Source organism: Sphingomonas sp. (assembly GCF_965248875.1).
Taxonomy (GTDB): Bacteria; Pseudomonadota; Alphaproteobacteria; order Sphingomonadales; family Sphingomonadaceae; genus Sphingomonas.
In genome coordinates, this window is record NZ_CBDFKR010000011.1 from 1843196 (window position 1) to 1868207 (window position 25012).

Sequence of the window (25012 nt, forward strand, 5' to 3'; positions counted from 1 at the left end):
GCACCGCGATGATCGACGTGAACACCGCCACCGCCGCCGAGTTCGATGCGCTGCCCGCGCTGAAAGGCCACGGATATGAGATCGTGCGCTATCGGGAGGAACGCGGACGCTTCACCGCGCTGCGTCAGCTCGACGAGGTGCCGGGGCTGGTGGGCAAATGGGACGCCGCCGCAGCCGACCTTTCGCCGCTCTGACCGTCGAAGCCGACGAACACGGCCGTCTCGCCGACCGGCCGGCGTTCCGACACTACCGCGTTGGCAGCGAAGCCGTCGTCGGGCCAGCCAAGCGCGATGCTCTTCATTATCACCTGATCGGCGGCGATGCCGGCATGCTCGCGCACCACCGGCGACTGCATGATGCCCTGGCTGTTGATCACCGCGCCCAGCCCGCGCGACCAGGCGGCGTTGACCAGCGCGGTCGCCACCGCGCCGCAGTCGAACGCGGTGTCGTCGCTGTCCGCGAGGTCACGATCATAGGTGATGATGACACAGACCGGCGCGTCAAACTGGCGAAAGCCGCGCAGCACCCAATCCTGCCGCGCCGCGGCGTCGTCGCGCGCGATGCCCATCGCGGTGAAGAGCTGTTTGGCAACGCCGATCTGGCGCTCACGATGCGACCCCGCGAACGCCGTGCCGGTGCGGAACTCGCGGCTCTGCGGCACGCCCGCAACCATGCGCTCGGTGTTGCCCGCGCGGATGCGGTCGAGCGCCGCGCCGGTGATGACGTAGAAATGATAGGGCTGCGTGTTCATCGATGACGGCGCGCGCATCGCCAGCGTCAGCACCTCCTCGATCAGCGCGCGCGGCACGGGATCGGACTTGTAGCCGCGGATGCTGCGGCGGCCGAGGATGACGTCGTCAAAGTCCATGCCCCGCGCCCTATCGCCGGGCCGCGGCGCTGAACAGACTACCAGGCAGAGGAAAAGCACATCCGAAGCGTCCGCGGCTGCAGCGGCGTGCGCTGGTCGCGCAGCGCGAAGCCGGCGGGGTTGCCAAAGGCGAAACGGTCGGCGCGGCTGTCGAGCAGGTTATCGACGCGCAGCGACACCGCATAGCGGCCGCGGCGCAGCCCCGCGGCGGCGCTGGCGAGCACGTAGCCGCCCTGGCGGATGTCGAGCAGGTCGCCCGTGCCGAGCACCGATGGTCCGGCATAGGTCAGCGTTGCCGTCATGCTCGGCGCGTAGCGGCGCGCGCCGGGCAGCGCGTAGCTGACCTCCGCATAGCCGGCCAGCGCAGGCGTTTCGGGCAGGCGCCGGTTGCTCCGCTGCGACTGCGCGGCGATCGCGCCGGTGACCATGTTGGCGGTATAGAGCCCCGATCCAGCGAGCCTCAGCCCGGCGATCGGCTGCCAGTCGAACGCGGCCTCAACGCCGCGGATGATCGCGTCGCCGATATTGGCGGTATAGGGCTGACCGCGGCGGCTGAGCAGATCGGCCTGGATGTCTCGCCAGTGCGCGTCCGACACGCTGAGCGACAGCTGGACACTGCGCGGCGAACTCTTCAGGCGGCGCAGCCCGATCTCGTTGACGTTGATCGAGTCGGCCTCAAAATTGGCGACACGGCCGACCCCGCGGGCGACCGCCAGTCCACCGGTGCGGAACCCGGTCTGATGCCGCGCGAACACCGCCAGCCCGGGCGCGACCCGCCACGACAACGCGACGGTGGGATCGACACGGCTGGTCTTCTGGCCTTTGACATAGGGGGCGGCACGCGGGATCTGCGACGGCTCGCTGTCGACGCGGGCGATGGTGTAGCGCGCGCCCAGCGTGACCGACAGATCGCGGAAGAACGTCACCGTCCCCTCTCCGAACGCCGAGCCCGCGCGCGTGACGTTGCGCACGCCGATAATGTCGGCCTCGCTGCCCAGCGATCCGGCCGAGCGGAACAGCACCGAGCGGTCGTCGATCAGCGTCGCACCGATCAGCCACGAACGGCCGCTCGCCGTCGAGCGCGACAGCCGCAGCTCCTGCGACAGCAGCAGCTTGGTGGTATCGACGTGCGACGTGACAGTGGGCGACGTCCCGGCCGGCGTGGCGTCGAACACCTCCGACGTATCGTAGGCGGAGACGCCGGTCGCCGCGACGAAGTGCAGGTCGCTGTCCCAGGTCTTTTCGATCACGGCGCGGCCGAAGTGAAAGTCGCCGTCGAACGGCTGAGCGATGACGGCGCGCCGGGTCAGCGGACCGACGCCGGCCTGCGCGTATTGACCGTCGCGCGCGCGCACCGCCTGCAGCGCCCCGCCCGCTTCGATGTGCCAGCCGTCGCCGGGCGCCCAGGCGAGATTGACCCGTCCGCCCGCCGTATCGCTGTCGTTGACGTGGCGCACCCGGCGGCTGGCGTCGTTGAGATAGCCGCCGTCATGCACGACGTAACCGACCGCGCGCACCGCCAGCCGATCGTCCGCCAGCGGCAGGTTGAGCATCGCTGCCAGGTCGCCGCCGGGCTCCCCCGATCGAATGGCGCTCACCCCGGCATCGATCGATGCCTCGACGCGCCCGAGATCAGGCGGATTGGAGCTCAGACGCACGACACCGCCGATGCTGCCGGCGCCGTACAGCGTACCCTGCGGCCCCTCCATCACCTCGACGCTGCGCAGGTCGTACAGCCGCAGCCCGGGATCGGGACCCGACGCGCTGAGCTGGACGTCGTCCAGATAGACGCTGACCGTCGACAGCGTGGTGCCGTTGAAGCTGCTGTCGGCGACGCCGCGGATGAACACCTTGTTGCGGCCGGGGCCGAGCTGCGTGCTCTGCATCACCGGCAGGATGCGGGCGAGATCGCTGGGCGCCGCGGCCGCCCCCCCGGGCAGCGTCGGGGCTCCCGCCAGCCGCGTCAGCGTGCCGGGATAGGCGAGGAGCGTGATGCGCTGCTTGCTGGCGGTGACGACAACGTCGCCGGTCGCGACCTGCGGCGGCGGCGCGGCGCGCGGCCGGGCGTGCGCGACCGGCGCCGGCACGATGCGAAAGCCGATACCGGGCACCGACACGGCGCGGAATCCGGTGCCCGCGAGCAGCCGTTCCAGCGCCACCCGCACCGTCAATCGCCCCGCCACGGCGCGGGTGCGCACCTGGCGCAAGCCCGGTTCGGTACTGATGATGTCAACCCCGGCCGCGCGGCTCAGCGTCATCAGCGCGAGATCAAGCGTCGTCGGGGGCAGCGAGACGGCGACGGGAGCCTGCGCGGCCGCGGGCGAGGGCACGCCCGCCCCTGCCGCCATGATGGCAATCAGCGCGGCCGCGGTCAGGTCAGCGCGGTGTCCTATTATCCTCCGACAGAACCCACCGCTTGCCGTCACGCCGCCATGTCGCCCCGATCAACCCGGCCAGATGCGGTACATCGCGCTCGGCTGTTCCCGAAAGGCGGAGTATGCCGGTAAACGGCCGCAGCGACAAGTCGCCCGCCATTGTCACCTGGGTTCCCAGCCGCCGTTGCAGCGCGGCGGCGACGTCGTCGAGCGGCACACCGTCAAAACTGAGCACGCCCGCCTGCCAACCGCCGACGGTGGCGGGCGCGACCGCCGCGCGCAGCGCCGCACCGGTGCGGCGGTCGATCGTCAGCGCGTCGCCACGCTGCAGCACCACCGACCGGTCTGTACCCTGCAGGCCGACAGAGCCATCGGCGACCGCTATCACCAGCGTGCGCCCGGTCAGCGCCACGTCAAAGCGCGTGCCGAGATCGCGGATGGTCTGGTCGCCCGCGCGCAGCACGAACGGGGCGGCGGGGTTGTGCGCGACACGCAGCATCACCTCACCGCGATCGAGCTGCGCCGAACGGCCGCCCCGGTCGACCGTGATCGCGGTGCCGCCGTTCATCGCGATTTCCGACCCGTCGGCGAGGGCGACCGTGCGATGTCCACCGTCGCGCGTCGCATAGACCTGGCCGCCGCCGGTCGCGACCGGCAGCGGCAGCACCGCAAGCGCCAGGGCGGCGGCGATGCCCGTCCCGCCCGCCGCCCACCACCAGCGGCGCGCCGCCGGTGCGTCATCATTCGCCGCGACCAGCAACGGCTCCACCGCGGGGAAGCGAACCTCCGCCAGCAGCCGATCGGTCCGCGCCACCAGATCGAAGGCCGCGGCGTGCGCATTATCCTCCAGCCAGGCGATGAACGCCGGCCAATCGGACGCAGCCATGCTGTCCTGGCGCAGCTGCCAGGCGATCGCCTGGTCGACAATCGTCGCATCGGTCGTCACGGGTTTTGATCCCCTCCGCTATCCTGACGACGCGGTGCGGGCATATCCGCAGCATGTGCCTGCACCCGATCGTGAATTATCCGCATCGCGCGCTGCAGCAGTTTTTCAACGCCGCTGACGCTGATCCCCAGTTCATCGGCAATTTCGCGCTGGGGGCGACGGTCGATGCGGAATAGGCGCAGTGCGGTCGCCATCCGATCGGGCATGGCGTCGATCACAGCCTGGACGCTGCGCATTTCGTCGCGCGCGACCAGGATGCGCTCCGCGTCGGGCAGCTCGCCGGCGCCGGGTTGCACCTCCAGCCAGCCGGTGTCGCGCGCGGTGCGGCGCGCGGCTGCGATGCGGCGATCGGTCGCAGCGTTGGCGGCGGTGCGGTAAAGAAAGGCGGCGGGCTGCGCGATCGGCTGGTCGGCCAGTCCGTCGAGCTTGAGCCAGAGGTCCTGATACGCGTCTTCCGCCTCTTCGCGGCTGCCGAGCCGCGCAGCCAGCAGGCGCAACAGCATCGGGCGTTCGGCCAGGAAGACGGCGCGCAGGCCGCCCGCACCTTCTTCCGGCGACGTCACGCGGCGAAGACCAGCCCCGCCGCCGCCGCGACCGCCACGACCGGCAGCGTGCCGAGCGCCTCCGCCTCGACAACCCGCGCCGCGGCGATGGCGTCTCCCGCCGGCGCATCACGGCCAGGGTGGCACATGACGAGGTGGACCGCGCCCGGGCGGCGGAGGAAGCGGGGAAAGAGCGCGCCGTAATCGCCGGCGAAATCATAATGCCCGGAAAAGCCGTCATTGCAGCGTAGACCATGTGCTGCGACGGCGCGGGCGAAGCCGCGGGAGTGGAAGGCGCTGCCAATCGCCTTGCCGCGGAACGGTCGCGCCAGCATGCCCGCCACGGTGTCGGTGCAATCGCGCAGCCAGGCATCGGGTGCACGCTGCGCCGTCTCCGCCAGCACGATGTCACGCACACCGGGCAGTGCATGCGCATGCTGGTGGCCGTCGACGAAGTCGGGCGCGCGGCCCATCGCGGCCGCAAAGGCATCGAACTGCGCCGCCACCTCCGCCGCGATTTCCGCCAGCGGCAACCGTCCGCGCATCGCCGCCCAGGTCAGCGGATCGATGCGGGGCAGCACGCCGTCGGGCGCCAGCATCGGCGTCGCCGTCAGCGGCCGCTCGCCGGTCAGCGTCAGATGGAGCCCGATCTGCGCGGGCCTGTCGATCCGGCGCAGCAGGGCGGCATCGGCGGGCCAGCCGGGCATGGTCGTCATGCAGCTGGTCGCGTTAAGCTTGCCCGCGCCGAGGAGGTCCGCGATCGTCTCGCTCACCCCGTGCGACAGGGCGAAATCATCAGCACACAGGATGAGGTGCGGCTGTCGCGAAGCTTCCGGTCTCGCCGCCACGTTCCCGCAACTCCCTGCTCATCAGCCGCCGCCGCGCCAGCCGCCCGGCGAGGAAGCGGTAGAAGAACCAGTCGCCCGCGCCCAGCCCCGCGGCGACATAGAACAGGCGTTCGAGCGGCTGCCAGCGCGTCTGGGGCCGGTCACGATCGCGCGGCGAGGGCACGCACCATAACGCGTGCGAGTATAGCATCGTGCCGCGGGCGAGCAGGCGGTGGAAGACCTCGTGATCCTCGAGGATGAAGTCCCAGACCATAGGATCGAAGCCGCCCGCTGCGCGCAGCGCGGCGGTGTCGAAGCACTGGCCCGCCCCGCCCGCATGGCACAGACGCGGCAGCAGCGCACCCGCGGCGACGATCTTCACCGATTCCACTCTGCAAGCTGCAGCGGACGCGCCGGGTGCAACGAAGAACGCGCCCGCGGCGACGCAGCCGGCGCGGGCGAGCAGCCGCCCCGCCTCGCGCAGATAACCCGCAGGATAGATGGTGTCGGCGTCACAGGTCGCCACGTAGCGGGTGCCCACCGCCGCCAGCCCGGCGGCGAGCGCGGACACCTTGCCCGGGCGCCGCTCGGTGATCAGCCGCACCGGGAGGCCGTGCGCCTGCACGGCGGCGAGCGCGACGGCAGGGCTGGCGTCGGTCGAACCGTTATCGACCAGCACCAGTTCGAAGCGCTCGGTCTGGTCCGCGAGGCTGGCGATCGTCGCGGCGAGATAATCCTGCTCGTTGAAGAACGGGATAAGGACTGTCCAGCACGGCCGCCCGTGCGCCGCGGTGACAAGCGCGCCGCTCGCGCGATCCGGATCAAGATACATCTGCGTGCCCCGGACGTCGCGATCAGCTCGGCTGAAAACCGCGCAAGCCGTGCAGATACTGCATCTGGACGCCGATCACCGTGACGCCGCTACCCGCCTCGATCGACGCCTGGTCGAAATGCGGTCGCGAACGGCCGATCGCGCGGTGGCCGGCAAAGCCGATGCCGTCATTCCACATCGAGAAGCTGTCGCGGCCCGTCCGGTTGTGACGCAGCAGCAGCGCGTAGCGGCCGGGATGCGGCACGCGGACACAGACCGACGCGGCGCCGGCGGCGGCAGGATGCGTGCGGACACGGCGAAAGGTCTTTCCCGCCGCGACAAGCGCGGTGTCGTCGGCGAGGAAATCAGCCTCGTTGTTGGGATAAAGCTCCGCCCACAGCTCGCCCGAACGATCGCGCAGGCCGGAGACGTTGACCTGGATCGCCGGTCCCTGGCCGCTGCGACAGGCGGCGGCGTCCTCGTCCAGAACATGCGCGGGCACTGGCGAGGCATGGGTGAGGGCGATCAGGGCGACGGCGAAGAGCTGGGCGGCGAGCGCGGCACGAAGCATGGCAATAGTCCCGGTTAACACTTTCTCAACCATCAGACGACGCGGGCCGCGCCGACCCGCACATCGAAATGTCAGCGCTGATGCAGACGATCGCGGCGGACGTAGACAAGCAGATGCGCGTCTTCCCGCGGCGCGGTGAGGACGCGCTGATACTTCGCCGCCAGCACCGCCGCGACCAGCGGCTGCGTCTGCGGGTTCCACGGTGCCATCGGCTCGTCCATCGTGACGATCACCGGCGGTCCCCGGGCGAGAATGCGGCGGACTTCCGCCGCCTCGTCGACGCCCGTCGCGCCGCGCTCCGGATCATAGGCGAGCGTCGATGGAAAGGCATAGGCGGTAGGGACGCAGGCGTCGGCGAGCAGGTACAACACGGCATCGCCGGCGAAGACATAAGGGCACTCGCTGCCGTCATACGCCTTCATCACCTGGGCCACCGACCGCGCCGATGACGCCTCGGTCGGCACCAGCAGCACCCGCGCGACGAACAGGATCAGGCCATAGCCGAGCAGCGCCGCCGCCCATCGGATCTCCCCGCGCAGCGCCGCGCCCGCAATCATCGCCAGCGGCACCATCAGCGGAATGGCGTAATGATCGAAGAACGCGCCGATCATCGCAAACGCGATGCCCGCCGCGAGCAGCCAGCCGAACGCGATATTTACTGCGGGGGGCCGCGGGGTGCGTCGCCACATGGCGACCGCGGCGACGACGAAGGGGAGCAGCTGCGCGCCCGTCCCCGCCAGCCGCGCGGCGATCTTCATCGCGGGATAACCGCGACGCATCGACACGGAGGTGAAATTGGCGAACCAGAAGGCATCGAACGCGGCGGGACCGTGCAGCGTGTAGGCCAGAGCGGCGAGCGCGGTCGGGAACAGGCCGAGGCTCGCCCATAGCAGCGCCGCCGCCGCCAGCGTTACCGGGCGCATCCCTGCACGGTGCGCGTACCACATGTGCGCGAGGCCGAAGAACGCGCCTTCGACGGCGGGGGTGTATTTGGTCTGTACGGCCAGTCCCGCAAGCAGACATGCCGCGATGCCGTTAGTGGCAATTGCGCCGCCTGCGCGTCGCGCCGCGAGATCAGGAAGGCGCAGCGTCAGCACGCCGGCGCCTCCCATGAACAGGTTGTAGAAGACCGGCGACTGGCCGCCGCGCCCGCTCAGCAGCGACAGCCACAGGATGTAAGCGAGCCCCGCCACCGCCGCGCTCGCCGGACCCGCCCCAAGCCGGCGGCTACCGTGCGCGATCAGCCAGGCGGTGACGGCGGCGAACAACGTCGCGGCGAGCTGATACCCCCAGATCGCGTCGCCGGGCAGCAGGCGGATCGCGGCGAAGATCAGGAACAGCCCGACCGGCTTGCGGTCCCACAGATCGAGATAGGGCCACGCCCCGTGACGCATGCGGTCCCCGACGAGCAGATAATATTGCTCATCGACATGGATGATCGGATTGCCGAAATCGCGCGCGCGCAGCATCACCGCCCAGACCAGCAGCAGCACGAATAATCGCCATCCGGCCGGTACGCGCGCACGCCAGGGTGCCGCGCGATTCCCCGGCATCACCGGCCTTTCAGCGGGTGGCGGGAGTCAGCATGGCGGGCCGGAGGCGGCCCAGCATCGCCCGCAGGGTCGCGACGGGCGCCAGCACGGCGACCAGGCGCCGGACAGCGGGAACCGCGCGCGCGATGGCGTCGTCGATCGCGCCGTCGCCCCGCGCCCGCACGAACCGCGTCAGCCCGGCCGTGATTGCGACCCACAGCGCCGCATGTGCCGCAGTGGCACCCAGCGCGGCGGCGGCGAAACCGTCCTCGACCACTGCCGCGGTTTGCAGATGGAGGACGATCAAGACGACGCCGACCAGCATCGCCGCGCCGCCCGCACGACGCCGCGGCGGCACGCCGACCGCCGCCGCCAGCCATGGCAGCAGCAGGCAGAACAGCGCCGCCTCGATCCGTGCGAGCAGCGCTGCCGCGGCGCCGTCGCGCAGCGTCGCGTCCGCCGCCCCGTCATGCGCCAGCGCCCACAGCCCCGCGCCGCCCAGCCGGTCGAGACGGTGGCGCAAATTGCCGGGCACCAGGTCGAGCATCGGCGGCTGGCCGTGGAGCATCATGCCGGTGAAGGCGAGCCGCTGGGTCGAGCCGTCGGCGCGCGTCTCCAGGCTGGAGCCCTCGCCCAGCAGCAGCGCGACATGGCCGCGTCCGTCCGACTGGATATGGGCGCTGCCCGCGGTCAGCACCGTCGCGCCGCGCCGCACTAGCACGCCGGTCAGCTCGCCCGGGGCAGGGCCGGCGCCCTCCGCCATCAGCGTCGTGTCGGCGTCAAGCGGGACCGGCTCGCGCAGCGGCACCGCGACGCCGTGGCTGCCGGTGACCAGCTCGGTATAGAGCCCGTCCAGGCTGCGCTCGCCGAGCGGCCGCAGCGCCAGTCCGTTGACCAGCAGCGCCCCCGCCGCCAGCGCCGCCAGCAGCGTCGGTGCGGCCAGCGCGCGCGCCGGCGACATCCCCGCCGCCGCCAGCATCTGCCACTCGCCGCGCCCCGCCAGCGTCCTGACCGAAAACGCTACGGCGACCAGCACCGCGACCGGGATCGCGATCGCGAGATGTTCGGGCACCAGATCGAGGCTGAGCCGCCACAGCAACCGACCGGGCATGTCGGCATGCTCCAGGTCGGCGGTCAGCCGCGGCGCATTCTCCAGCGTCATGATCGTCACGACGACCCCGATCACGCTCAGCATGCGCAGTCCGACCAGGCGGAACAGGTAGCGGTCGATCGCGCCCGGCCGCCAGATCGCAACCCGGCGGGTCAGCCGATCCATCGCTCGGCTCATGCCCGCTCCTCCCGTGTCGCCAGCTGCGCCGCATGCGCGACCGCGCCGACCAGCAGATGCGCGCCCACCGTCAAGCTCGCCAAGGTCGCGATCGCGTCGGCGACGCCGCCCGCCCGGCCAAGCAGGAAGGTGGCGAGACCGGCGAACAGAATGTCCTTGTTCGACACCAGCGGCAGCCGCGTCACCATCTGGCGCAGGGTCGCCAATGCCATCCACGCCGCCAGCGGCACGCTAGGCAACAGCAGATGCCATGTGAGCGCCGACAGGCCGATGTGCAGTGCGATGCGCAGGCAATGGATCGCGAACACCGCGCGCAACTCGCGCGCGGGCAGCGAGAACACCGCCCGGCGGAACAGGAACAGCGCGAGCGAGATCGCGACCACCACGGCGACCGAGCCGACGAACGCCTCCGCGCCCGGCCGGTCGGCGAAGTGCGCCAGCATCGGTGCGGTCGCCGCCATCATCGCCAGGGTCGCGACGTTGCCAGCGACCGCCGAGAGCACGGCCACATCCTTGACCGCGCCGAAGGGCGAGCCGCTCATCGCGACATGCCGTCGCGCCCACAGGTAGAATTGCGCATCCCCGGCATAGCCGAATAACAGCTCGTTCGAGACCTCCTTTCGCAATAGCGCGAGCAGGCCGGTCCCCGGCAGCCGCCACAACCGCCGGAAGATCAGCCAGTCGCACGCGGGTGTCGCCATATAGGTGAGCACGAACGCCGCCCAAAAAGCGGGCGAGCCGGTCGCCGCCTCCGCCAGCCGCGCGATGCCGCCGCCGCCGAGTTGGCGCGCGACGACGATCAGCACCGCGACCGACAGCGCCGCCCCCGCCCAGGTCGCCAGCCGCTCGCGCCAGTCGGGTGCGGCGTTGCCGGTGGCGGCGGGAAGCGGGTCGGCGGGTCCGACCAGGGTATAGGCGGCGGTGCTCAAAGGACGTGACTCAATGCTGGAGATGCGGAACGGCGTGCGCGGCCGGTAACGGCGCTCGCTGGTCGGCGAGGAGGTCGCGATAGCGCGAGGCCGTCCGCCCGCGCGCCAGCGACCGGATGGTGGCGGCGATGCTGCGGCAGACACGTGCCGAACCGGCATCGCCAGGATGGACGCCGAGGCGCATCACGCGCGGTCCGGGCAGCAACCGTGCCAGCGTCGCGACGGCCAGCGACGATTGTTCGCGCGCGCAGGTCCGCGTCGCCCAGGTGATGACGGGGGAGCGCGCCAGCACCGCGCCGTCGGCCGGGCGCCAAACCTTGCCGTGATCCTCGGCGAGCGGCAGCCGCGCGCCGGCCAGCGCCTGCTTCGCGCCCGCGCCGTACAGCCAGGCGGGCGCGACGAACCCCGCCACCGGCTGCCCGCTCAGATCCTCGATCAGCGTCCGCCCCGCGGCGATCCGTGCACCCGCCTCGGCCGCATCAAGTCCCAGGAACTCGCCCTCGCCCGCGGTCATCCGCTTCGCCTTGAACCGCGCCCAGGCGGTGCGGTGCGCGCTATCGTCGCGATGGAAATAGCCGTGGAGGAACAGCTCCGTACCCGCCTCCGCCCATGCCCGCAGCCGCCGCGCGAAGGCGGTACCCGGCCGGATTGGCGCCGCGCCCCAGTGATTGGGCACGACCAGCATCGCCACCGGCGCGCCCGCCGACGCCTGCTGCAACAGATCATACAGGCGTGCCGTCTCGTCCTCGAACCGCGGCGAGACGTCGTGGATCGACAGCAGCAGCCGCCGGGTCAGCGCCGGTTCAGCGGGGGTGGTCGAAACGCTCATCTGTATCCCTGACGCCGCCGACCGCCATGACCCGCAGCATGCTGAACCAAAGTTTAATTGAAACGGGTGCGGTTCTGGCCGACCGGTGTCGTCACAGCCATGAAGCGCATCTGTCCGGAGCCGTCGTGACCGTTTTTGCCCCGTTGCCGCCGGTCGTGAGCGTGCGGCCATGAAGATCGTCGACGTCTGCGCCTTCTACACGCCCCACGGCGGCGGGGTTAAGACCTATGTCGACCGCAAGCTCGCCGCGGGTGCGGCGGCGGGGCACGACGTGACGGTGATCGCGCCGGGCGCGCGGACGCAGGTCGAGGAGCGGTTTCCCGGCGCGCGCATCCACTGGCTCGCCTCGCCCGCGCTGCCGTTCGACCGGCGCTACCGCTATTTTCACAACGAGGCCGTGCTCCACCGCGCGCTCGATGCGGTGCGGCCCGACATGGTCGAGGCATCCTCTCCCTGGGCGAGCGCGTCGATGGTGGCGCGCTGGCCGGGGTCGGTGCCCCGCGCGTTGATCATGCACGCCGATCCGATGTCAGCCTATGCCTATCGCTGGTTCGGGGGGCTGGCGAGCATCAGCCTGATCGATCGCGGCTTCGCACGCTATTGGGAGCATCTCCGCCGGCTGGACGAGGGCTATGACCTGATCGTCAGCGCCAGCGACAATCTGACCGCGCGGCTGCGTGCCGGGGGCATCGCGGGAGCGACGACCATCCCGATGGGGGTGGAGCCCGGCGCCTTCTCTGCACGGCACCACGATCCCGCCCTGCGCGCGGCGCTGCTGCGGCGTTGTGGACTCGGGCCCGACGGCGTGCTGCTGCTCGGCGTCGGGCGCTATTCGCCGGAGAAGCGCTGGGGGATGGTGATCGACGCGGCGGTGGCGGCGGGGACGAAGCGGCCGGTGGGCCTGCTGCTGGTCGGTGACGGCCGTGGGCGGCGCAGCCTGCTCATGCGCGCCGCGGGATCGCCGCATGTCGTGATCGGCGAGGCGGTGCGCGACCGGGCGGAGATGGCGCGCGTGATGGCGAGCGCGGACGCGCTGGTCCATGGCTGCGAGGCGGAGACCTTCTGCATGGTCGCGGCCGAGGCGCGCGCCAGCGGGCTGCCGCTGATCGTCCCCGACCGCGGCGGCGCGGCGGATCACGCCGTCTCGCCGGCCGACCGCCGCTACCGCGCTGGCGACGGCGCGGCGCTGCGCGATGTGATGATCGCGGCGGCGTCGGGCATCGGGGTGCGCAACCGGCCGGTGCGGTCGGATCGCGTCCGGACGATGGACGATCACTTCGCCGAACTGCTGACGATCTATGGCAGGCTGCGCGGGGAGCGGCGGCTCGCGGCCTGAGCGATGCCGATGACTGACGACGATCCGTTGCTTGGCAGCGTCGCGGTGCTGGGCAGCGTCAACATGGACGTGGTTGTTGCGGTGGCACGCTTCCCCGAACCCGGCGAGACGATCTCGGCGGCGGCGGTTACGCGCCATCCCGGCGGCAAGGGTGCGAACCAGGCGGTCGCCGCGGCGCGCGCGGGTGCGGCCGTCCGCCTGATCGGCGCGGTCGGCGACGATGCGGACGGCCGGGCGCTGATGGGGATGCTGCAGGCCGAGGGAATCGACGCCGATGACGTGCGGGTCGTCGACGCGCCCACGGGTGTTGCCTATATTCTGGTCGACGCAGCCGGAGAAAACCAGATCGTCGTGGCGAGCGGCGCCAACGCGCTGGTGGGCACACCGCCGCCCGTGCGCGCGGCGGTGCTGCTTGCGCAGCTCGAGTCGCCGGTGGAGGCTGTGCTGACCTTCTTCGCCGCGCGGCCACCCGGGGCGACCACCGTCCTGAACGCGGCGCCGTTCCGTCCCGATGCGGTGCGCTGTCTCGCGTCGGCGGACGTGGTGATCGTCAACGAAACCGAGCTGGCCGGGTTTGGAGGTTGCGAGACGGCGCCATGGTCGCCGGAGCAGGTGGCCGCTCTCGCGCGAACGCTCCTGACCCGCCCCGGCCAGCGGATCATCGTCACGCGCGGTGCGGCGGGCTCGGTCACCGTCGACCGGGGCGGCGTTTTGCTGTCGCCCGGCGTAGCGGCGAGCGTGGTGGACACGACCGGCGCGGGCGATTGCTTCTGCGGCTATCTATGCGCCGGGCTGGCTGCGGGCACGCCGCTCGCCCCGTCGCTCGCGGTCGCGCATGCGGCGGCGGCGCTGGCGGTGGGCCGGGCGGGGGCGGCGCCGTCGATGCCGCGGATGGCGGAGGTGACGGCGTCGGTTCCCGGTACGGTCTCGACGACCAGCCCGGCGGCGGCGGGCAGGTCCAGCACATCCTCGTAGAACCAGCGCGTCTGTTCGGCGTCGCGGCAACGAAAGGCCATATGGTGGATGCCGCCGAGCGGGACGGCGGCGGGCATGCCGGTCATTGTCACCAGCGGCGCGCGTTGGACCAGTGGTTGGTGACCGGCGAGGCAGTGGGTATCCACATCGACCGCGCCATGCTTGCGAACGGCGTCTATCAAACGGCGCGACCCCAGCCGATCACGCGAGGCCGCGGCTGGACGGGTTTTTAGCGTTCATGGCGCGCCCTACGCCAAGCAATGTCGCGTCTGCGCGCGTTCGTGAATGTGGCAAGCAGCCCACTCTGATGGTGTCATGATCGATTGCCGCTTGCCGTGCGTTGAGGTGGCTGCCGTCGTGGGTAAATCACTCGCACGGAACACGTTCGGATACCGACAGGAGTCCAGAATATCCCGAACAAGAAGGCTTGAACGCCGACGACATAATCGTCACCGACCGGCTGAACGGAAGGATCAGCCGTCCTCGGGACTACGCCGCCGAAAGCCGGGCGCTCGAAGCGTTGGCGAAGGAGCTGGCGGAGCATCCTGAGAATCTGCTTCAAAAGCTGGCCGATACGATCGTTCAGCTCGGTATCGGGGATTCTGCCGGTGTCAGCATCGAAGAGGTGGCGGAAATACGCCGGTTTCGTTGGGTAGCCCTCGCCGGTGTCTGGAGCCAGCTGCGTGGCAGCACCATCCCGTTCGACGCCAGCCCCTGCGGATTAGCGGTTCGGCGCGACCAGCTGCTGCTGATCGAAAGCCCGGAAAGATTCTTTGCAGAGGCGCAGGTCGAACCGCTGATCCGCGAAGGACTCCTGGTGCCGTTTCATGTGAGCGGCAGACCGGTCGGAACGCTCTGGATCAATCTGCACAGCGCCGACCGTAAGTTCGACCGTGAGGACGCGCGCCTGCTCCAAGGGCTCGCCCGGTTCGCGTCGGCGGGATACCAGATGACACTCGCCCTCCATTCCGCCGAGGCGGGCAGACTGGCAAGCGACACACGTCTTCGGGCCTTGGCTCATGCCAGTTCGGACGTGTTTTACATCATGCATTCCGACATGCGCGAACTGCGTGAATTGGCGGGGGGGCGACTTCATTGCTGATGCCGCCAGCCCAAGTCGCGACTGGCTCCGCGATTACATCCCGCCCGAAGATCACGCGCGGACTCTCGAGGCAATCCGTCGAGCAATTGAGACCAAGGGTGTGTTTGAGCTTGAGCACAAAGTTCGCCGCGAGGACGGGGAGATTGGCTGGGCAATGTCGCGCGCTATTCCGATCCTCGATGCCGCTGGCGAAATCGTGGAATGGTTCGGCGCGGCGAGCGATATCACGGCGCGCAAACAGGCCGAGGTCGCGCAGCGTGAGAGCGAGGCTCGGCTGGCGGCTGAGTTCGAGAGCGTGCCGGTCGGCCTCGCCGTCATCGACATGGACGGCAAAGTCGTGACGGCCAACCAGCAATACAGGCGATTCCTGCCCCACGGAACGCTCCCTTCCCGTGATCCAGGCGTCTTAGATCGATGGCGGGCCTGGGATGCGGAGGGGCGTCCGCTCGAACCCGGGAACTTTCCCGGCGCGCGCGCCATCCGGGGCGAGCGCGTCGTGCCCGGTCAGGAGATGCTTTACACGTCTGACGACGGTCGCGAGGTTTGGACCAGCGTCGCATCGGTGCCGATCCACGATACGAACGGGCAGGTCACGGCACAGGCCAGCGTCATCAGCGACATTGACGACGCCAAGCGGACCGCGGATGCGCTGCGCGAAAACGAACTCAAATATCGTTCGTTGTTCCAGTCGATCGACGACGGCTATGCGTTGATCGAGTTCCTGCCGGACACCGATGGCCAGCAGCCGGACTTTCGCTTCGTGGAGGTCAACGACGCGTTCGAGCGGCAGACCGGCAACCAGAACGTCACCGGCAAATTGGGCAGCGAGATCAACCCCGGCGACGACGCCGTCTGGATCGAGACGTTCAGCGAGGTCGCGCGCACCAACACGTCGAAGCGCTTCGAAATTCATCACCAGCACACCGGCCGCTGGTACAATGTGTTCGCGACCCGCGTCGGAGGCGATGAACGCCGACAGGTCTGTGTCGTCTCCGCGGACACTACCGAGCGGAGGAGTCGCGAGGCGGCGCAACGCGACAGCGAGCAGCGTTTCCGCGCGCTGGCCACCACGGGGGCGGCTTCCATCTATCGGATGAGCCCCGACTGGCGGCTGATGTTCGAGCTCGACGGCGGTACGCTCGCGGCTACGGCCAATCCCAATGAAGACTGGATAGAGAAGTACATTCCCGAGGACGATTTGCCAGCTGTCCGCGACGCGATCAGCCAAGCGATCCGTACCAAGTCGATGTTCGAGCTGGAACATCGCGTACGCCTTGCCGATGGCGGTGTGGGCTGGGTGCGGTCGCGCGCGGTGCCGCTGCTCGACGAGCAAGGCGAGATCGTAGAATGGTTCGGTGCCGGCAGCGACGTCACCGAACGCCGCGAAGCGGTAGAGCGCCTGCGCGACAGCGAGGCGCGGTTCCAAGCGCTGTTCGCCGCGTCGCCGGTACCGTTCATGGTGCTGGACCCGAACCCGCCGGATTTCATCATCACCGCGGCGAACGAAGCTTATTTCGCCGCGACGCTGACGACGCCGGAAACGCTTGTCGGCCGGCGGCTATTCGACGTCTTCACCGACGATCCGCGCCGCCCGGGTCAGCTCGGGTCGGAAGCGCTTGCCATCTCGCTAAATAAGGTTCTCGCGACGGAAAGCACCGATGCGATGGAGCGCGTGCGCTACGATCTCGCGACTCCCGAGGGGTTCGAGCCGCATTGGTGGCTGGCCACCAACGCGCCGCTGCTCGGCGCGGACGGCAACGTCACCGCCATCATCCACCAGGTCGACCGGCAGACCGAGCGCCACTATGCCGAGGAGGCCGAGCGGGAGCGCGAGGAAGGGCAGGCGTTCCTGCTCAAACTCAGCAACGCCCTGCGCCCGCTGGCGGACACCGGCGAGATCACCGAGGCGGCGACCCGGCTGCTCGGCGAACAGCTTAGCGCCAACCGGGTGTACTACGTTCAGTGGCCGGCTGGGGCCGATTACGGGGAGGTCACACGCGACTACGCGACGCCCGGAACGGCCAGCCTTGCCGCGCGATATCCGATCGATACCTTCCGTTCCGCATACGACAGGCTCTGCGAGGGCCGCACCTGGATCGTTGAGGACAACGCCACGGCGGATATCAGCGAGCCCGAGCGGGAGCACTACGCGAGCGTCGACGTCATCGCCTGGGTCGACGTCCCTCTCATCAAGCGCGGCCGAGTGGAGGCCGCGCTCTGCGTGGTTCAGGATCGGCCGAGGGAGTGGACCGCCGCCGAGATCGCGATGATCGACGACACCGCCGAACGCGTCTGGGCGGCGGTCGAGCGCGCGCGCGTCGAGGCCGCTCTCGGCGCGAGTGAGAAGAAGCACCGCTCGCTGTTCGAGACGATGGGCCAGGGGTATGGGGAAGTCGAGGTCGTGCGCGACGCCGACGGACGCGCGGTCGATCACCGCTACTTCGAGTTGAACCCAGCCTTCGAGCGGCTGGTCGGCATCCCGGCCGCGCACGCGAAGGGCCGTCTCGCGAGCGAGGTCATTCCCGGAATGGAGCCTTGGTGGCACGAGACGTTCGGTCGCGTCGCGCGCGGCGGCGTACCGGAACAGTTCGAGTTCGCCCTCGGCCCGCTCGACCGCTGGTTTTCCGCCTTCGCCTACCCGCAGGGCGGCGACCGCCTCATCCTGCTGTACGAGGACATGACCGACCGGAAGCGGGCCGAGACGGCGCTGCGTGACAGCGAGGAGCGGCAGACCTTCCTGCTCAAGCTCGGCGATGCCTTGCGCGCCGAGGAGGGCGTTGACGCCGTCGGCCGGCTGGGGGCCGGCATGATTGCCGACGCCCTGGTTTTGGACCGCGTCTACTTCGTCACGGCAAACCTCGACGACGACCGGATAGAGGTCACCCATGACGTCCATCACGCGGACATGCCGCCGATGCTGGGCACATATGACAGCTCGGCTTTTCCCAATGCACTCAAGGAATTTCTGGAGCGTCCCATCATCTATACCGACGTCCGTACCGACCCCCGCCTGACCGAGCAGGATCGGCAGTCGTTCGTGGGTCTGAGCGCCGTGGGCTACGCCGCGGTGCCGATCCGCCGCGGCGGTGGGACGCTTATCTGGGCCATCGGCGCCGTGTCGACTGAACCGAGGCAATGGACGGCGGGCGAGATCGTCCTGCTCGAGGAGGCAGCGGAGCGCATCTGGGCGGCAATCGAGCGCGCGCGCGCCGAGGCGGCGCTGCATGAAGAACAAACCCGCTTCCGCCAGTTCGCCGACGCCTCCACCAATGTCCTGTGGATCAGGGACGCGCAGTCGCTGCGCATGACGTTCGCAAGCCCCGCCTTCGACGCGATCTATGGTATCCCCGGCCCTGATCGCGGCGGGGATGGAAGTCTGTTGAGTTGGGCCCGGTTGATCGAGCCGGAAAGCCGAAAAATCGTTTTTGCCAATTTCCGGCGCGTGCGCGCCGGGGAGCGGATAGAGATGGAGTTCCGCATGCGGCGTGCCTCAGACGGCGCATTGCGTTGGGTCCAAAATACCGACTTCCCCTTGCGTGACGCAGCCGGCAAGGTTCAGTGGATCGCCGGCGTTGGTGCGGACATCACCGACGCCAAGGAGGCGGGCGATCGTCAGGAAATACTAGTAGCGGAGCTGCAGCACCGCACCCGCAACCTCGTCGCGGTCGTCCGCTCGATCGCCGACAAGACGGTGCGTGGTGCGGGTTCGCTCGAAAACTTCAAGGGGCGCTTTCAGCACCGGCTGGAATCGCTCGCGCGCGTGCAAGGACTGCTCTCACGCACCACCTCGGTCGAAAAGATTAGCTTCGACGAGTTGCTACGCTCCGAACTGGCCGCGCTCGCCGGGAACGGCACGGGTGAGAAGGTGACGCTCGACGGCCCGGCCGGGGTGCCGCTTAGCTCAAGCACGGTCCAGACCTTCGCGCTCGCGCTCCATGAACTGGCCACCAACGCGACAAATATGGCGCCCTGTCGCCAGCCAACCCGGACGGACGGCTCACCGTTCGCTGGCATGTCGAGCGGTCCGACGGTTCGCCTCAGCTCCATGTCGAGTGGCAGGAGAGCGACGTCGACATGCCCGAAGCTGGCGCGCCGGCGCGCGGCGGCGGCTATGGACGCGAGCTGATCGAACGCGCGCTCCCCTACCAGCTCCACGCTCGGACCACATACGAGCTTGGCCGCGACGGAGTGCGCTGCACGATCACCGTGCCGATTGCGGGTAGCGGGGTATCACCGTGAATTAGGCTTTGTTAAACGCCCGTCGCATCCTGCTGGTCGAAGATGATTATTTCATCGCCGACGCCATGCTGGAGGCGTTGGAGGACGCGGGCGCGACGGTGCTCGGGCCGGTCTCCTCCGTGACGGAGGCGCTGTCGCTGCTGGATGGTGCGCCCGACGTGAATAGCGCGATACTCGACATCAACCTGAATGGGGAAATGGTCTATCCGGTCGCCGACGCGCTCACCGCGCGCGGAATCCCGTTTATCTTCGCGACCGGCTATGATGAAGCGGCGGTGCCAACGGCTTGGCGGCACGTCATGCGCTGCGAAAAGCCGGTGAACGCTGCGGCCGTCACGCGTGCACTGCACGCCGGGCATGATGCGCAATAAGTTTCGCTGATCGCGGCGGGAGCGGCGCGCATGCCAAGGAGAGCAGCGTCCACATCAGGCGCGTGATCGACTGTATAGGTCCCGGCAGTTTACGCGGCGAGGCCTTCAGGGTGCTGTTTCAGCAGCAGGACCTGAGGATCGAACTCGGCCACATGCGCCAGTTCGCTCCAGCGACCGACAAAATCGATCGGCAAAGATATCAGGCCAGAAATCCACGTCGCTCGCTAACATGAGTTATTGAACTTGCCCCGCCCATATTCGTCTGTGCCAGCATCACGCGGCACCGAGCGGGGCTTGTTCACATCGCAACCTTGCGGCAATTAAGAGAAGACGCCGGGCTGAACGGCTAGAGTCGACGAGCATTAGAACTGCGTAATAGCAGGAAGTGGCTGTGGCAGAGAACGACAACACAACCCGTCTTGCAGAGCTAGAAGCGGACAATGGGAGGCTGCGCCGACTCCTCGATCAGCGCGACGCGCCGGGCGAGCTTCGGCACCGGTTGCAGAGTACGCTGGCGATGCTGCGGGTCATCATTCGCAAGTCAGCGGAAACCAACCGCAACCTGGACGCTTACGTCAACCACCTCGAAGATCGGGTGGCAGCCGTGGCGCGTGCGCAGGGCGCCGCCGACGAGCGGGGATCGGTCGGGCTTTACGACCTGTTCGTAGACGAACTGATCCAATACCAGGCGCAGGAAGGCGAGCAAGTCACACTGTCTGGCCCGGAAATCCATTTTCAGCCAAGAGCGGGGCAGGTCCTTGCGCTGGCGGTCCACGAACTCGCCGTCAACGCGGTCGAACACGGCGCCCTTGGCGCTGGCGCCGGCCAGATCGAGATCGCTTGGAACGTTGCAGCAGAGCAGGCTGATCCCCTTTTGACGATCATCTGGAAGGAACTTGGCTCGAACGGCGTCGGCAAGGGCTCGCATGAAGGGTTTGGAACCGAAGTTCTGACCCGCACGGTTGCCTATGAGCTGAAAGCAACGACCGCCCTCGCCTTTGAGGCCGACGGATTACGGTGCACCCTGCGCTTCCCCCTCACTGACCAGATCGGGCGTGTCGTCGAAGTCCAGGACCAGAACTGACCTCAAGACTTACCGAATATAGTCGTTGGAATAAGTGGTGCGGGCGAGAACCGAACCCACGCTCCTTGCGGAACGATTTCATCCAACACGCCCATCGGGAAAAGCCTACGCCGCCCAGCCTTTTCTACGTTTCCCTGTTCGAGCGAAAACAGGGAAACGCCGCAATCCCCGTCCCGTGGAGGATACAGGGCGGCCGGGTTGCCAAATGCGGGATCGCTGGCCCGCTTATACCCTCTTTTTCTTCCCTGATGAACAGCCCGCAAGCAGCCGTTCGTCACATCATTGGCGCACATTCCGGTTCGGTACTGCGCCTCTCGGGGCAGAGAAAATGCCTCAAAGATCGCGCGATGGCGCGTGGAGCCGGCCCTCCGCGGTACCGAACAAGCGCAGCAATGGCCGAAAACGGGGGCGTTTTGCCCTGTTTATCTGTAGCCCTGCGAAACTGAATACTAGGTGGCGGAGACGGAGGGATTCGAACCCTCGGTACCGTTTCCGGTACGACGCTTTAGCAAAGCGTTGGTTTCAGCCACTCACCCACGTCTCCGGCTATGGCTGACATGGCTATAGCGGCGGGGGCAAGGACGATCAACCGGACTTGGCGGCTTGCCGGCGCCGGCGCGCGCGACGGCTCGGCGCGCGCCCGACTCTGTCCGGCGCGTCGGTTCATTGCGCCGCAACGCGCCGGGTGGTTAACCTCGCGCGATGGCGGGAGCGAGGCGGATGCGGACGATCTGGACGGCAATGGCGGGAGCAGCGCTGTTTGTGGCAGCGGCCGCGTCCGCGCAGGTGCGCTCGGTCGACCCGAACACAGCGCTGGCGGCGCCGCAGACGACGCCGCCGCCCGTGCCGGTGGCGCCTCCGGCCGAGCCGGTTCCTGCCGACGAGCGGCCTGCCGCTGACACGACGCCACCGCCACAGGTGCCGTCCGCGCCGCCGCCCGGCGAGAGCGCCGCCGACGCGACCACCCGCTCCGCCGACACCTATAGCCGCGACGACCTGCTCGGCGCGGCGGAGGGCGTGTTCGGACGCGGCGCGCAGGGGCTGGCGGGGATCATCGAGCGGACGCTGCGCGAACAGGGCCGCCCCAACGCCTATATCGCCGGCCGCGAGGCGTCAGGCGCGTTCGTCGTCGGGCTGCGCTACGGCTCGGGCGTGCTGAGCCACCGGGTCGAGGGGCAGCAGCCGGTCTATTGGACCGGGCCATCGGTCGGCTTCGACGTCGGCGGCGACGCGGCCAAGGTCTTCGTGCTGGTCTACAACCTCTACGACACGGAGGATCTGTACCACCGCTTCCCGGGCGGCGAGGGGCGCCTGTATTTCGTCGGCGGCTTCGCGGCGACTTACCTGCGCCGCGGCAACGTCGTGCTGATCCCGGTCCGTCTGGGCGTCGGCGTGCGCGCGGGGGTGAACGTGGGCTACATGAAGTTCACCCACCGCAGCAAGCTGCTGCCGTTTTAGCCGCAGCCCGGCAGCCGGCCACGCCCGACTAATTCGGGCAAGGCCGGCCGGCAGGTCGGCAGAGCCGAGCCTGTCCGACGTCACGGGATTACTCCCGTGACGGCCCTTCGAACTTAACCCGTGCACCGCGCTCGTTATTCCACGCGAAGAGCACCAGGTGCCACGCGTCCGGCAGTCGCCGCGAGCCGTCGATCAGTCCCTGCGCACCGATAGCACGCGCCCGGTCTGATGCGCGCCACGACGCCGGCTCGTCTCCCCGGTCGAGCGCCGCGATCCAGTCTTCCTTGACCCGGCTGGCGTCGATGCCGAGAACGTTACACGCAGCGGGGTCGCGCAGGTCGATCAGCCGTTCGGCGTCGACCGACAGGCGTGCGACTGTACGTGGCGCCGCGCCGTAGCGAGCCATCGCTGCAGCCACGCCCGCGCGCGATCCGCTCATGTAGAGGGTCCGCTGGCCGGGCCGATTGTAGCGGCCAGCGCGGATTGTGCCTTCGAGCACCGCCGCGCCGTGCCCTCGCGGCACCGCACGCCAGCACCGGCCCGTTAAGGACGTCAGCCCACCACCCGCCACGCCAACCGCTCCCCAGCATGGAACGGTACGATCCCCGCCACCCGGTCCGGCACGTCCACCGGCTCGCGCACAAGCGTCACCGTCCCCTCGTTCAGCGGCCGCCCGTAGAACCGCGCCCCGTGCTCGCTCGCGAAGCCCTCGAACCGGTCGAGCGCGCCCTCCGCCTCGAACACCGCCGCATAGCTCTCCAGCGCATGGGGCGCGTTGAAGATGCCCGCGCAGCCGCACGCGCTCTCCTTCGCGGCGACCGCATGAGGCGCGCTGTCGGTACCAAGGAAGAACTTGGGGCTGCCCGACACCGCCGCCGCGCGCACCGCCAGCCGGTGCCGCTCGCGTTTCACCACCGGCAGGCAATAGGCGTGCGGCCTGAGCCCGTCGGCGAACAGCGCGTTGCGGTTGAGGTGGAGGTGCTGCGGCGTGATCGTCGCCGCCAGCGTCGCCGGCCCGTCCGCCACGAACTGCGCCGCGTCGGCGGTGGTGATGTGCTCCAGCACCACCCTGAGCCCCGGGAAGTCGCGCAGTAGCGGCGCAAGCACGCGGTCCAGGAACACCGCCTCGCGATCGAAGATGTCGACCGCCGGGTCGGTCACCTCGCCATGCACGCACAGCACCATGCCCGCGCGCTCCATTGCGGCGATCACCGGGCGGATGCGCGCGACGTCGCTTACCCCATGCGCGGAGTTAGTCGTCGCGTGCGCGGGGTATAGCTTCGCCGCGACCCACACGCCCGCTTCGAACCCGGCGATCAGGTCCGCCGGATCGGTGCCGTCGGTCAGGTAACAGGTCATCAGCGGCGTGAAATCCGGCCCCGCTGCCGTGACAATCCGCGCGCGGTACGCCTGCGCCATCGCCACGGTCGTCACCGGCGGCGACAGGTTGGGCATGACGATTGCGCGCGCAAACTGCCGCACGGTATAGGGCGCGACCGCCGCCAGCATCTCGCCGTCGCGCAGATGGACATGCCAGTCGTCGGGGCGCCTGAGAGTCAAGGAGGAGATGGTGAGCACTTGGTCGGCCATGCGCTCGTGCTTACCTTTGCAGCATGGCTGGAACCACCCTCACTGACCGATCCGTCCTGCGCCTTGCCGGCGAGGATGTGCGTGGCTTCCTCCAGGGGCTGGTCACCAACGATGTCAGCGCGCTGACGCCCGAGCGGCCGGTCTGGGCCGGGCTGCTGACGCCGCAGGGCAAGGCGCTGTTCGATTTCATCCTGTGGGCCGACGGCGAGGCTGTGCTGATCGATTGCGAGGCCGCGCAGGCCGAAGCGCTGAACAAGCGGCTGACGATCTATCGCCTGCGTCGTCGGATCGACATCGTGTCCGACGCGCGCGGGGTCCACTGGTCGCCCGCAGGGAGCGACGGCGTTCCCGACCCGCGCCTTGCCGATCTCGGCCGCCGCTGGCTCGCGCCGCCGGCCGGCCCGGCGATTGGCTGGCTGGAGCGCCGCCTCCGCCTCGGCGTCACCGAGGGCGTCGCCGAGCTCGGCAGCGGCGAGACGCTCTGGCTGGAATGCAATGCGGGCGAACTGAACGGGGTCAGCTTCGCCAAGGGCTGCTATGTCGGCCAGGAGAACACCGCCCGCATGCACCACCGCGCCAAGGTCAACCGGCGCCTTGTCGTCACACCATTCGGCGCGTCCCACAATCGTATCCGCGCTGCGTACCCCGGCCTGGGGCTCACCGTCGAGCAGCGCCGCATCGATGCGCTCGGCGACGCGCTGATCCCCGGCTGGCTGGCGACGGCACTCGCCTGACACATGCTGTTACAACCCTGACGCGGCCCTGACCGGCCGGTTCGGGACCGGTTCACCGCCTCGGACGTACTGCCTTGTGCATGCCGGGACCCACCCCCGGTGATCGCAGAAGGAGTTGATTGCATGCGTACTCTCATCACCGCCGCACTTGCGGCCGCCGCGCTGGTGCCCGTGGCGGCGTCCGCGCAGAGCTATGGCGAAGTCCGCCACGACCGCCGTGAAGTCCGTGACGACCGCCGCGACGTGCGCGACGACCGGGCGAGGGGTGATTATCGCGCCGCGCGTGACGATCGCCACGACCTGCGCGACGATCAGCGTGAGACCCGCGAGGACTGGCGGGATTACCGCCGCAGCCATGCCGACATCTATCGTGGTTCCGCCTATGCCGGTCCCCGCGGCTATCGCTATCGCCCGGTGACGGTCGGCTTCCGCTTCGCGCCGAGCTATTACGGCCGAAACTATTGGGTCAATGACTGGAGCCGCTACCGGCTGGCGCGGCCGGGCTATAACCAGCAATATATCCGCTACGGTAACGACGTCGTGCTGGTCGACATCCGCTCGGGCCGCGTCCTGCGCGTGTTCGGCGGCTTCTTCTACTGAGCCGG

24 protein-coding genes and 1 tRNA gene are annotated in these 25012 nt (G+C 69.1%); 11 read left to right on the forward strand and 14 right to left on the reverse strand.

The window, feature by feature from the left end; all coding sequences use genetic code 11:
- Positions 1–8 precede the first annotated feature (8 nt).
- Complete coding sequence (locus ACP2AD_RS16180; protein WP_425231063.1) at positions 9–194, forward strand: helix-hairpin-helix domain-containing protein; 186 nt, start codon at positions 9–11, stop codon at positions 192–194.
- Here the strand turns inward: ACP2AD_RS16180 and ACP2AD_RS16185 are convergent.
- The 11 genes from ACP2AD_RS16185 to ACP2AD_RS16235 all read right to left on the reverse strand — a co-directional run bounded on the left by ACP2AD_RS16185 (position 125) and on the right by ACP2AD_RS16235 (position 11518).
- Positions 125–868: a nitroreductase gene (locus ACP2AD_RS16185; protein ID WP_425231064.1), complete on the reverse strand. Its 744-nt coding sequence runs from the start codon at positions 866–868 to the stop codon at positions 125–127. The genes ACP2AD_RS16180 and ACP2AD_RS16185 overlap by 70 nt on opposite strands.
- Positions 869–906: 38 nt before the next feature.
- Positions 907–3198 carry a TonB-dependent receptor domain-containing protein gene (locus ACP2AD_RS16190; RefSeq protein ID WP_425231065.1) on the reverse strand — a complete coding sequence of 764 codons (2292 nt, stop codon included), beginning with the start codon at positions 3196–3198 and terminating at the stop codon, positions 907–909.
- A gap of 46 nt (positions 3199–3244) precedes the next feature.
- On the reverse strand, positions 3245–4189 hold the full coding sequence (locus tag ACP2AD_RS16195) for a FecR family protein (protein WP_425231066.1): 945 nt from the start codon (positions 4187–4189) through the stop codon (positions 3245–3247).
- Entirely contained in the window at positions 4186–4752 is a 567-nt protein-coding gene (locus tag ACP2AD_RS16200; protein WP_425231067.1) for an RNA polymerase sigma factor, read from the reverse strand. Before ACP2AD_RS16200 ends, ACP2AD_RS16195 begins: the two co-directional genes overlap by 4 nt.
- Positions 4749–5504 (reverse strand): ChbG/HpnK family deacetylase, encoded by a 756-nt coding sequence (locus ACP2AD_RS16205; protein WP_425231068.1) that lies wholly within the window; start codon positions 5502–5504, stop codon positions 4749–4751. Before ACP2AD_RS16205 ends, ACP2AD_RS16200 begins: the two co-directional genes overlap by 4 nt.
- A 22-nt stretch (positions 5505–5526) precedes the next feature.
- The gene (locus ACP2AD_RS16210; RefSeq protein ID WP_425231069.1) at positions 5527–6390 is read right to left on the reverse strand and encodes a glycosyltransferase family A protein; all 864 of its coding nucleotides are present in this window, start codon (positions 6388–6390) and stop codon (positions 5527–5529) included.
- Between the two features lie 22 nt (positions 6391–6412).
- Positions 6413–6940: a DUF2141 domain-containing protein gene (locus ACP2AD_RS16215; RefSeq protein WP_425231070.1), complete on the reverse strand. Its 528-nt coding sequence runs from the start codon at positions 6938–6940 to the stop codon at positions 6413–6415.
- Between the two features lie 71 nt (positions 6941–7011).
- Positions 7012–8493, reverse strand: coding sequence for an ArnT family glycosyltransferase (locus ACP2AD_RS16220; protein ID WP_425231071.1), 1482 nt, complete (start codon positions 8491–8493; stop codon positions 7012–7014).
- Positions 8494–8503: 10 nt separating this feature from the next.
- On the reverse strand, positions 8504–9760 hold the full coding sequence (locus tag ACP2AD_RS16225; RefSeq protein WP_425231072.1) for an LptF/LptG family permease: 1257 nt from the start codon (positions 9758–9760) through the stop codon (positions 8504–8506).
- On the reverse strand, positions 9757–10689 hold the full coding sequence (locus tag ACP2AD_RS16230) for a hypothetical protein (protein ID WP_425231073.1): 933 nt from the start codon (positions 10687–10689) through the stop codon (positions 9757–9759). The genes ACP2AD_RS16225 and ACP2AD_RS16230 overlap by 4 nt, the downstream gene beginning before the upstream one ends.
- Before the next feature lie 10 nt (positions 10690–10699).
- Positions 10700–11518, reverse strand: coding sequence for a DUF2334 domain-containing protein (locus tag ACP2AD_RS16235; RefSeq protein WP_425231074.1), 819 nt, complete (start codon positions 11516–11518; stop codon positions 10700–10702).
- Positions 11519–11687: 169 nt separating this feature from the next.
- Here ACP2AD_RS16235 and ACP2AD_RS16240 point away from each other — a divergent pair, with 169 nt between their 5' ends.
- From ACP2AD_RS16240 to ACP2AD_RS16270, 7 genes are all read left to right on the forward strand, one after another.
- The gene (locus tag ACP2AD_RS16240) at positions 11688–12854 is read left to right on the forward strand and encodes a glycosyltransferase (protein WP_425231075.1); all 1167 of its coding nucleotides are present in this window, start codon (positions 11688–11690) and stop codon (positions 12852–12854) included.
- A 9-nt stretch (positions 12855–12863) separates the two neighbouring features.
- Positions 12864–13829: a ribokinase gene (locus ACP2AD_RS16245; protein WP_425231076.1), complete on the forward strand. Its 966-nt coding sequence runs from the start codon at positions 12864–12866 to the stop codon at positions 13827–13829.
- A gap of 41 nt (positions 13830–13870) precedes the next feature.
- Entirely contained in the window at positions 13871–14062 is a 192-nt protein-coding gene (locus tag ACP2AD_RS16250; RefSeq protein WP_425231077.1) for a hypothetical protein, read from the forward strand.
- Positions 14063–14256: 194 nt separating this feature from the next.
- Positions 14257–14931 (forward strand): GAF domain-containing protein, encoded by a 675-nt coding sequence (locus ACP2AD_RS16255; protein ID WP_425231078.1) that lies wholly within the window; start codon positions 14257–14259, stop codon positions 14929–14931.
- The gene (locus ACP2AD_RS16260; protein ID WP_425231079.1) at positions 14849–19057 is read left to right on the forward strand and encodes a PAS domain-containing protein; all 4209 of its coding nucleotides are present in this window, start codon (positions 14849–14851) and stop codon (positions 19055–19057) included. The genes ACP2AD_RS16255 and ACP2AD_RS16260 overlap by 83 nt, the downstream gene beginning before the upstream one ends.
- Before the next feature lie 178 nt (positions 19058–19235).
- Positions 19236–19541 (forward strand): response regulator, encoded by a 306-nt coding sequence (locus ACP2AD_RS16265; RefSeq protein ID WP_425231080.1) that lies wholly within the window; start codon positions 19236–19238, stop codon positions 19539–19541.
- Between the two features lie 391 nt (positions 19542–19932).
- On the forward strand, positions 19933–20625 hold the full coding sequence (locus ACP2AD_RS16270) for an HWE histidine kinase domain-containing protein (protein ID WP_425231081.1): 693 nt from the start codon (positions 19933–19935) through the stop codon (positions 20623–20625).
- 454 nt (positions 20626–21079) lie between these two features.
- Here the strand turns inward: ACP2AD_RS16270 and ACP2AD_RS16275 are convergent.
- Positions 21080–21169 (reverse strand) — tRNA-Ser (locus ACP2AD_RS16275).
- A 176-nt stretch (positions 21170–21345) separates the two neighbouring features.
- On the opposite strand from ACP2AD_RS16275, the gene ACP2AD_RS16280 reads away from it, so the two are divergent.
- A complete protein-coding gene (locus ACP2AD_RS16280) occupies positions 21346–22083 on the forward strand; it encodes a DUF1134 domain-containing protein (RefSeq protein ID WP_425231082.1) in 738 nt (245 codons plus the stop codon).
- Between the two features lie 88 nt (positions 22084–22171).
- On the opposite strand, the gene ACP2AD_RS16285 is transcribed toward ACP2AD_RS16280, so the two are convergent.
- Together ACP2AD_RS16285 and pyrC are read right to left on the reverse strand one after the other, a co-directional pair.
- The gene (locus tag ACP2AD_RS16285; protein ID WP_425231083.1) at positions 22172–22654 is read right to left on the reverse strand and encodes an RES family NAD+ phosphorylase; all 483 of its coding nucleotides are present in this window, start codon (positions 22652–22654) and stop codon (positions 22172–22174) included.
- Positions 22636–23673, reverse strand: a complete 1038-nt coding sequence (gene pyrC, locus ACP2AD_RS16290) for a dihydroorotase (RefSeq protein ID WP_425231084.1) — start codon at positions 23671–23673, stop codon at positions 22636–22638. The genes ACP2AD_RS16285 and pyrC overlap by 19 nt, the downstream gene beginning before the upstream one ends.
- Before the next feature lie 23 nt (positions 23674–23696).
- On the opposite strand from pyrC, the gene ACP2AD_RS16295 reads away from it, so the two are divergent.
- On the forward strand, positions 23697–24407 hold the full coding sequence (locus ACP2AD_RS16295) for a YgfZ/GcvT domain-containing protein (RefSeq protein ID WP_425231085.1): 711 nt from the start codon (positions 23697–23699) through the stop codon (positions 24405–24407).
- A gap of 123 nt (positions 24408–24530) precedes the next feature.
- Entirely contained in the window at positions 24531–25007 is a 477-nt protein-coding gene (locus tag ACP2AD_RS16300; protein ID WP_425231086.1) for an RcnB family protein, read from the forward strand.
- Positions 25008–25012 lie beyond the last annotated feature (5 nt).

What these genes read in the sequence shown, in the direction of transcription:
- ACP2AD_RS16215 (WP_425231070.1), bottom strand. Translation starts at nt 6,940, where the DNA reads ATGCTTCGTGCCGCGCTCGCCGCCCAGCTCTTCGCCGTCGCCCTGATC.
- ACP2AD_RS16245 (WP_425231076.1), top strand. Translation starts at nt 12,864, where the DNA reads ATGACTGACGACGATCCGTTGCTTGGCAGCGTCGCGGTGCTGGGCAGC.
- ACP2AD_RS16225 (WP_425231072.1), bottom strand. Translation starts at nt 9,760, where the DNA reads ATGAGCCGAGCGATGGATCGGCTGACCCGCCGGGTTGCGATCTGGCGG.
- ACP2AD_RS16280 (WP_425231082.1), top strand. Translation starts at nt 21,346, where the DNA reads ATGCGGACGATCTGGACGGCAATGGCGGGAGCAGCGCTGTTTGTGGCA.
- ACP2AD_RS16185 (WP_425231064.1), bottom strand. Translation starts at nt 868, where the DNA reads ATGGACTTTGACGACGTCATCCTCGGCCGCCGCAGCATCCGCGGCTAC.
- ACP2AD_RS16265 (WP_425231080.1), top strand. Translation starts at nt 19,236, where the DNA reads ATGCTGGAGGCGTTGGAGGACGCGGGCGCGACGGTGCTCGGGCCGGTC.
- ACP2AD_RS16260 (WP_425231079.1), top strand. Translation starts at nt 14,849, where the DNA reads ATGCCAGTTCGGACGTGTTTTACATCATGCATTCCGACATGCGCGAAC.
- pyrC (WP_425231084.1), bottom strand. Translation starts at nt 23,673, where the DNA reads ATGGCCGACCAAGTGCTCACCATCTCCTCCTTGACTCTCAGGCGCCCC.
- ACP2AD_RS16250 (WP_425231077.1), top strand. Translation starts at nt 13,871, where the DNA reads ATGGTGGATGCCGCCGAGCGGGACGGCGGCGGGCATGCCGGTCATTGT.
- ACP2AD_RS16180 (WP_425231063.1), top strand. Translation starts at nt 9, where the DNA reads ATGATCGACGTGAACACCGCCACCGCCGCCGAGTTCGATGCGCTGCCC.
- ACP2AD_RS16300 (WP_425231086.1), top strand. Translation starts at nt 24,531, where the DNA reads ATGCGTACTCTCATCACCGCCGCACTTGCGGCCGCCGCGCTGGTGCCC.
- ACP2AD_RS16210 (WP_425231069.1), bottom strand. Translation starts at nt 6,390, where the DNA reads ATGTATCTTGATCCGGATCGCGCGAGCGGCGCGCTTGTCACCGCGGCG.
- ACP2AD_RS16240 (WP_425231075.1), top strand. Translation starts at nt 11,688, where the DNA reads ATGAAGATCGTCGACGTCTGCGCCTTCTACACGCCCCACGGCGGCGGG.
- ACP2AD_RS16295 (WP_425231085.1), top strand. Translation starts at nt 23,697, where the DNA reads ATGGCTGGAACCACCCTCACTGACCGATCCGTCCTGCGCCTTGCCGGC.
- ACP2AD_RS16235 (WP_425231074.1), bottom strand. Translation starts at nt 11,518, where the DNA reads ATGAGCGTTTCGACCACCCCCGCTGAACCGGCGCTGACCCGGCGGCTG.
- ACP2AD_RS16220 (WP_425231071.1), bottom strand. Translation starts at nt 8,493, where the DNA reads ATGCCGGGGAATCGCGCGGCACCCTGGCGTGCGCGCGTACCGGCCGGA.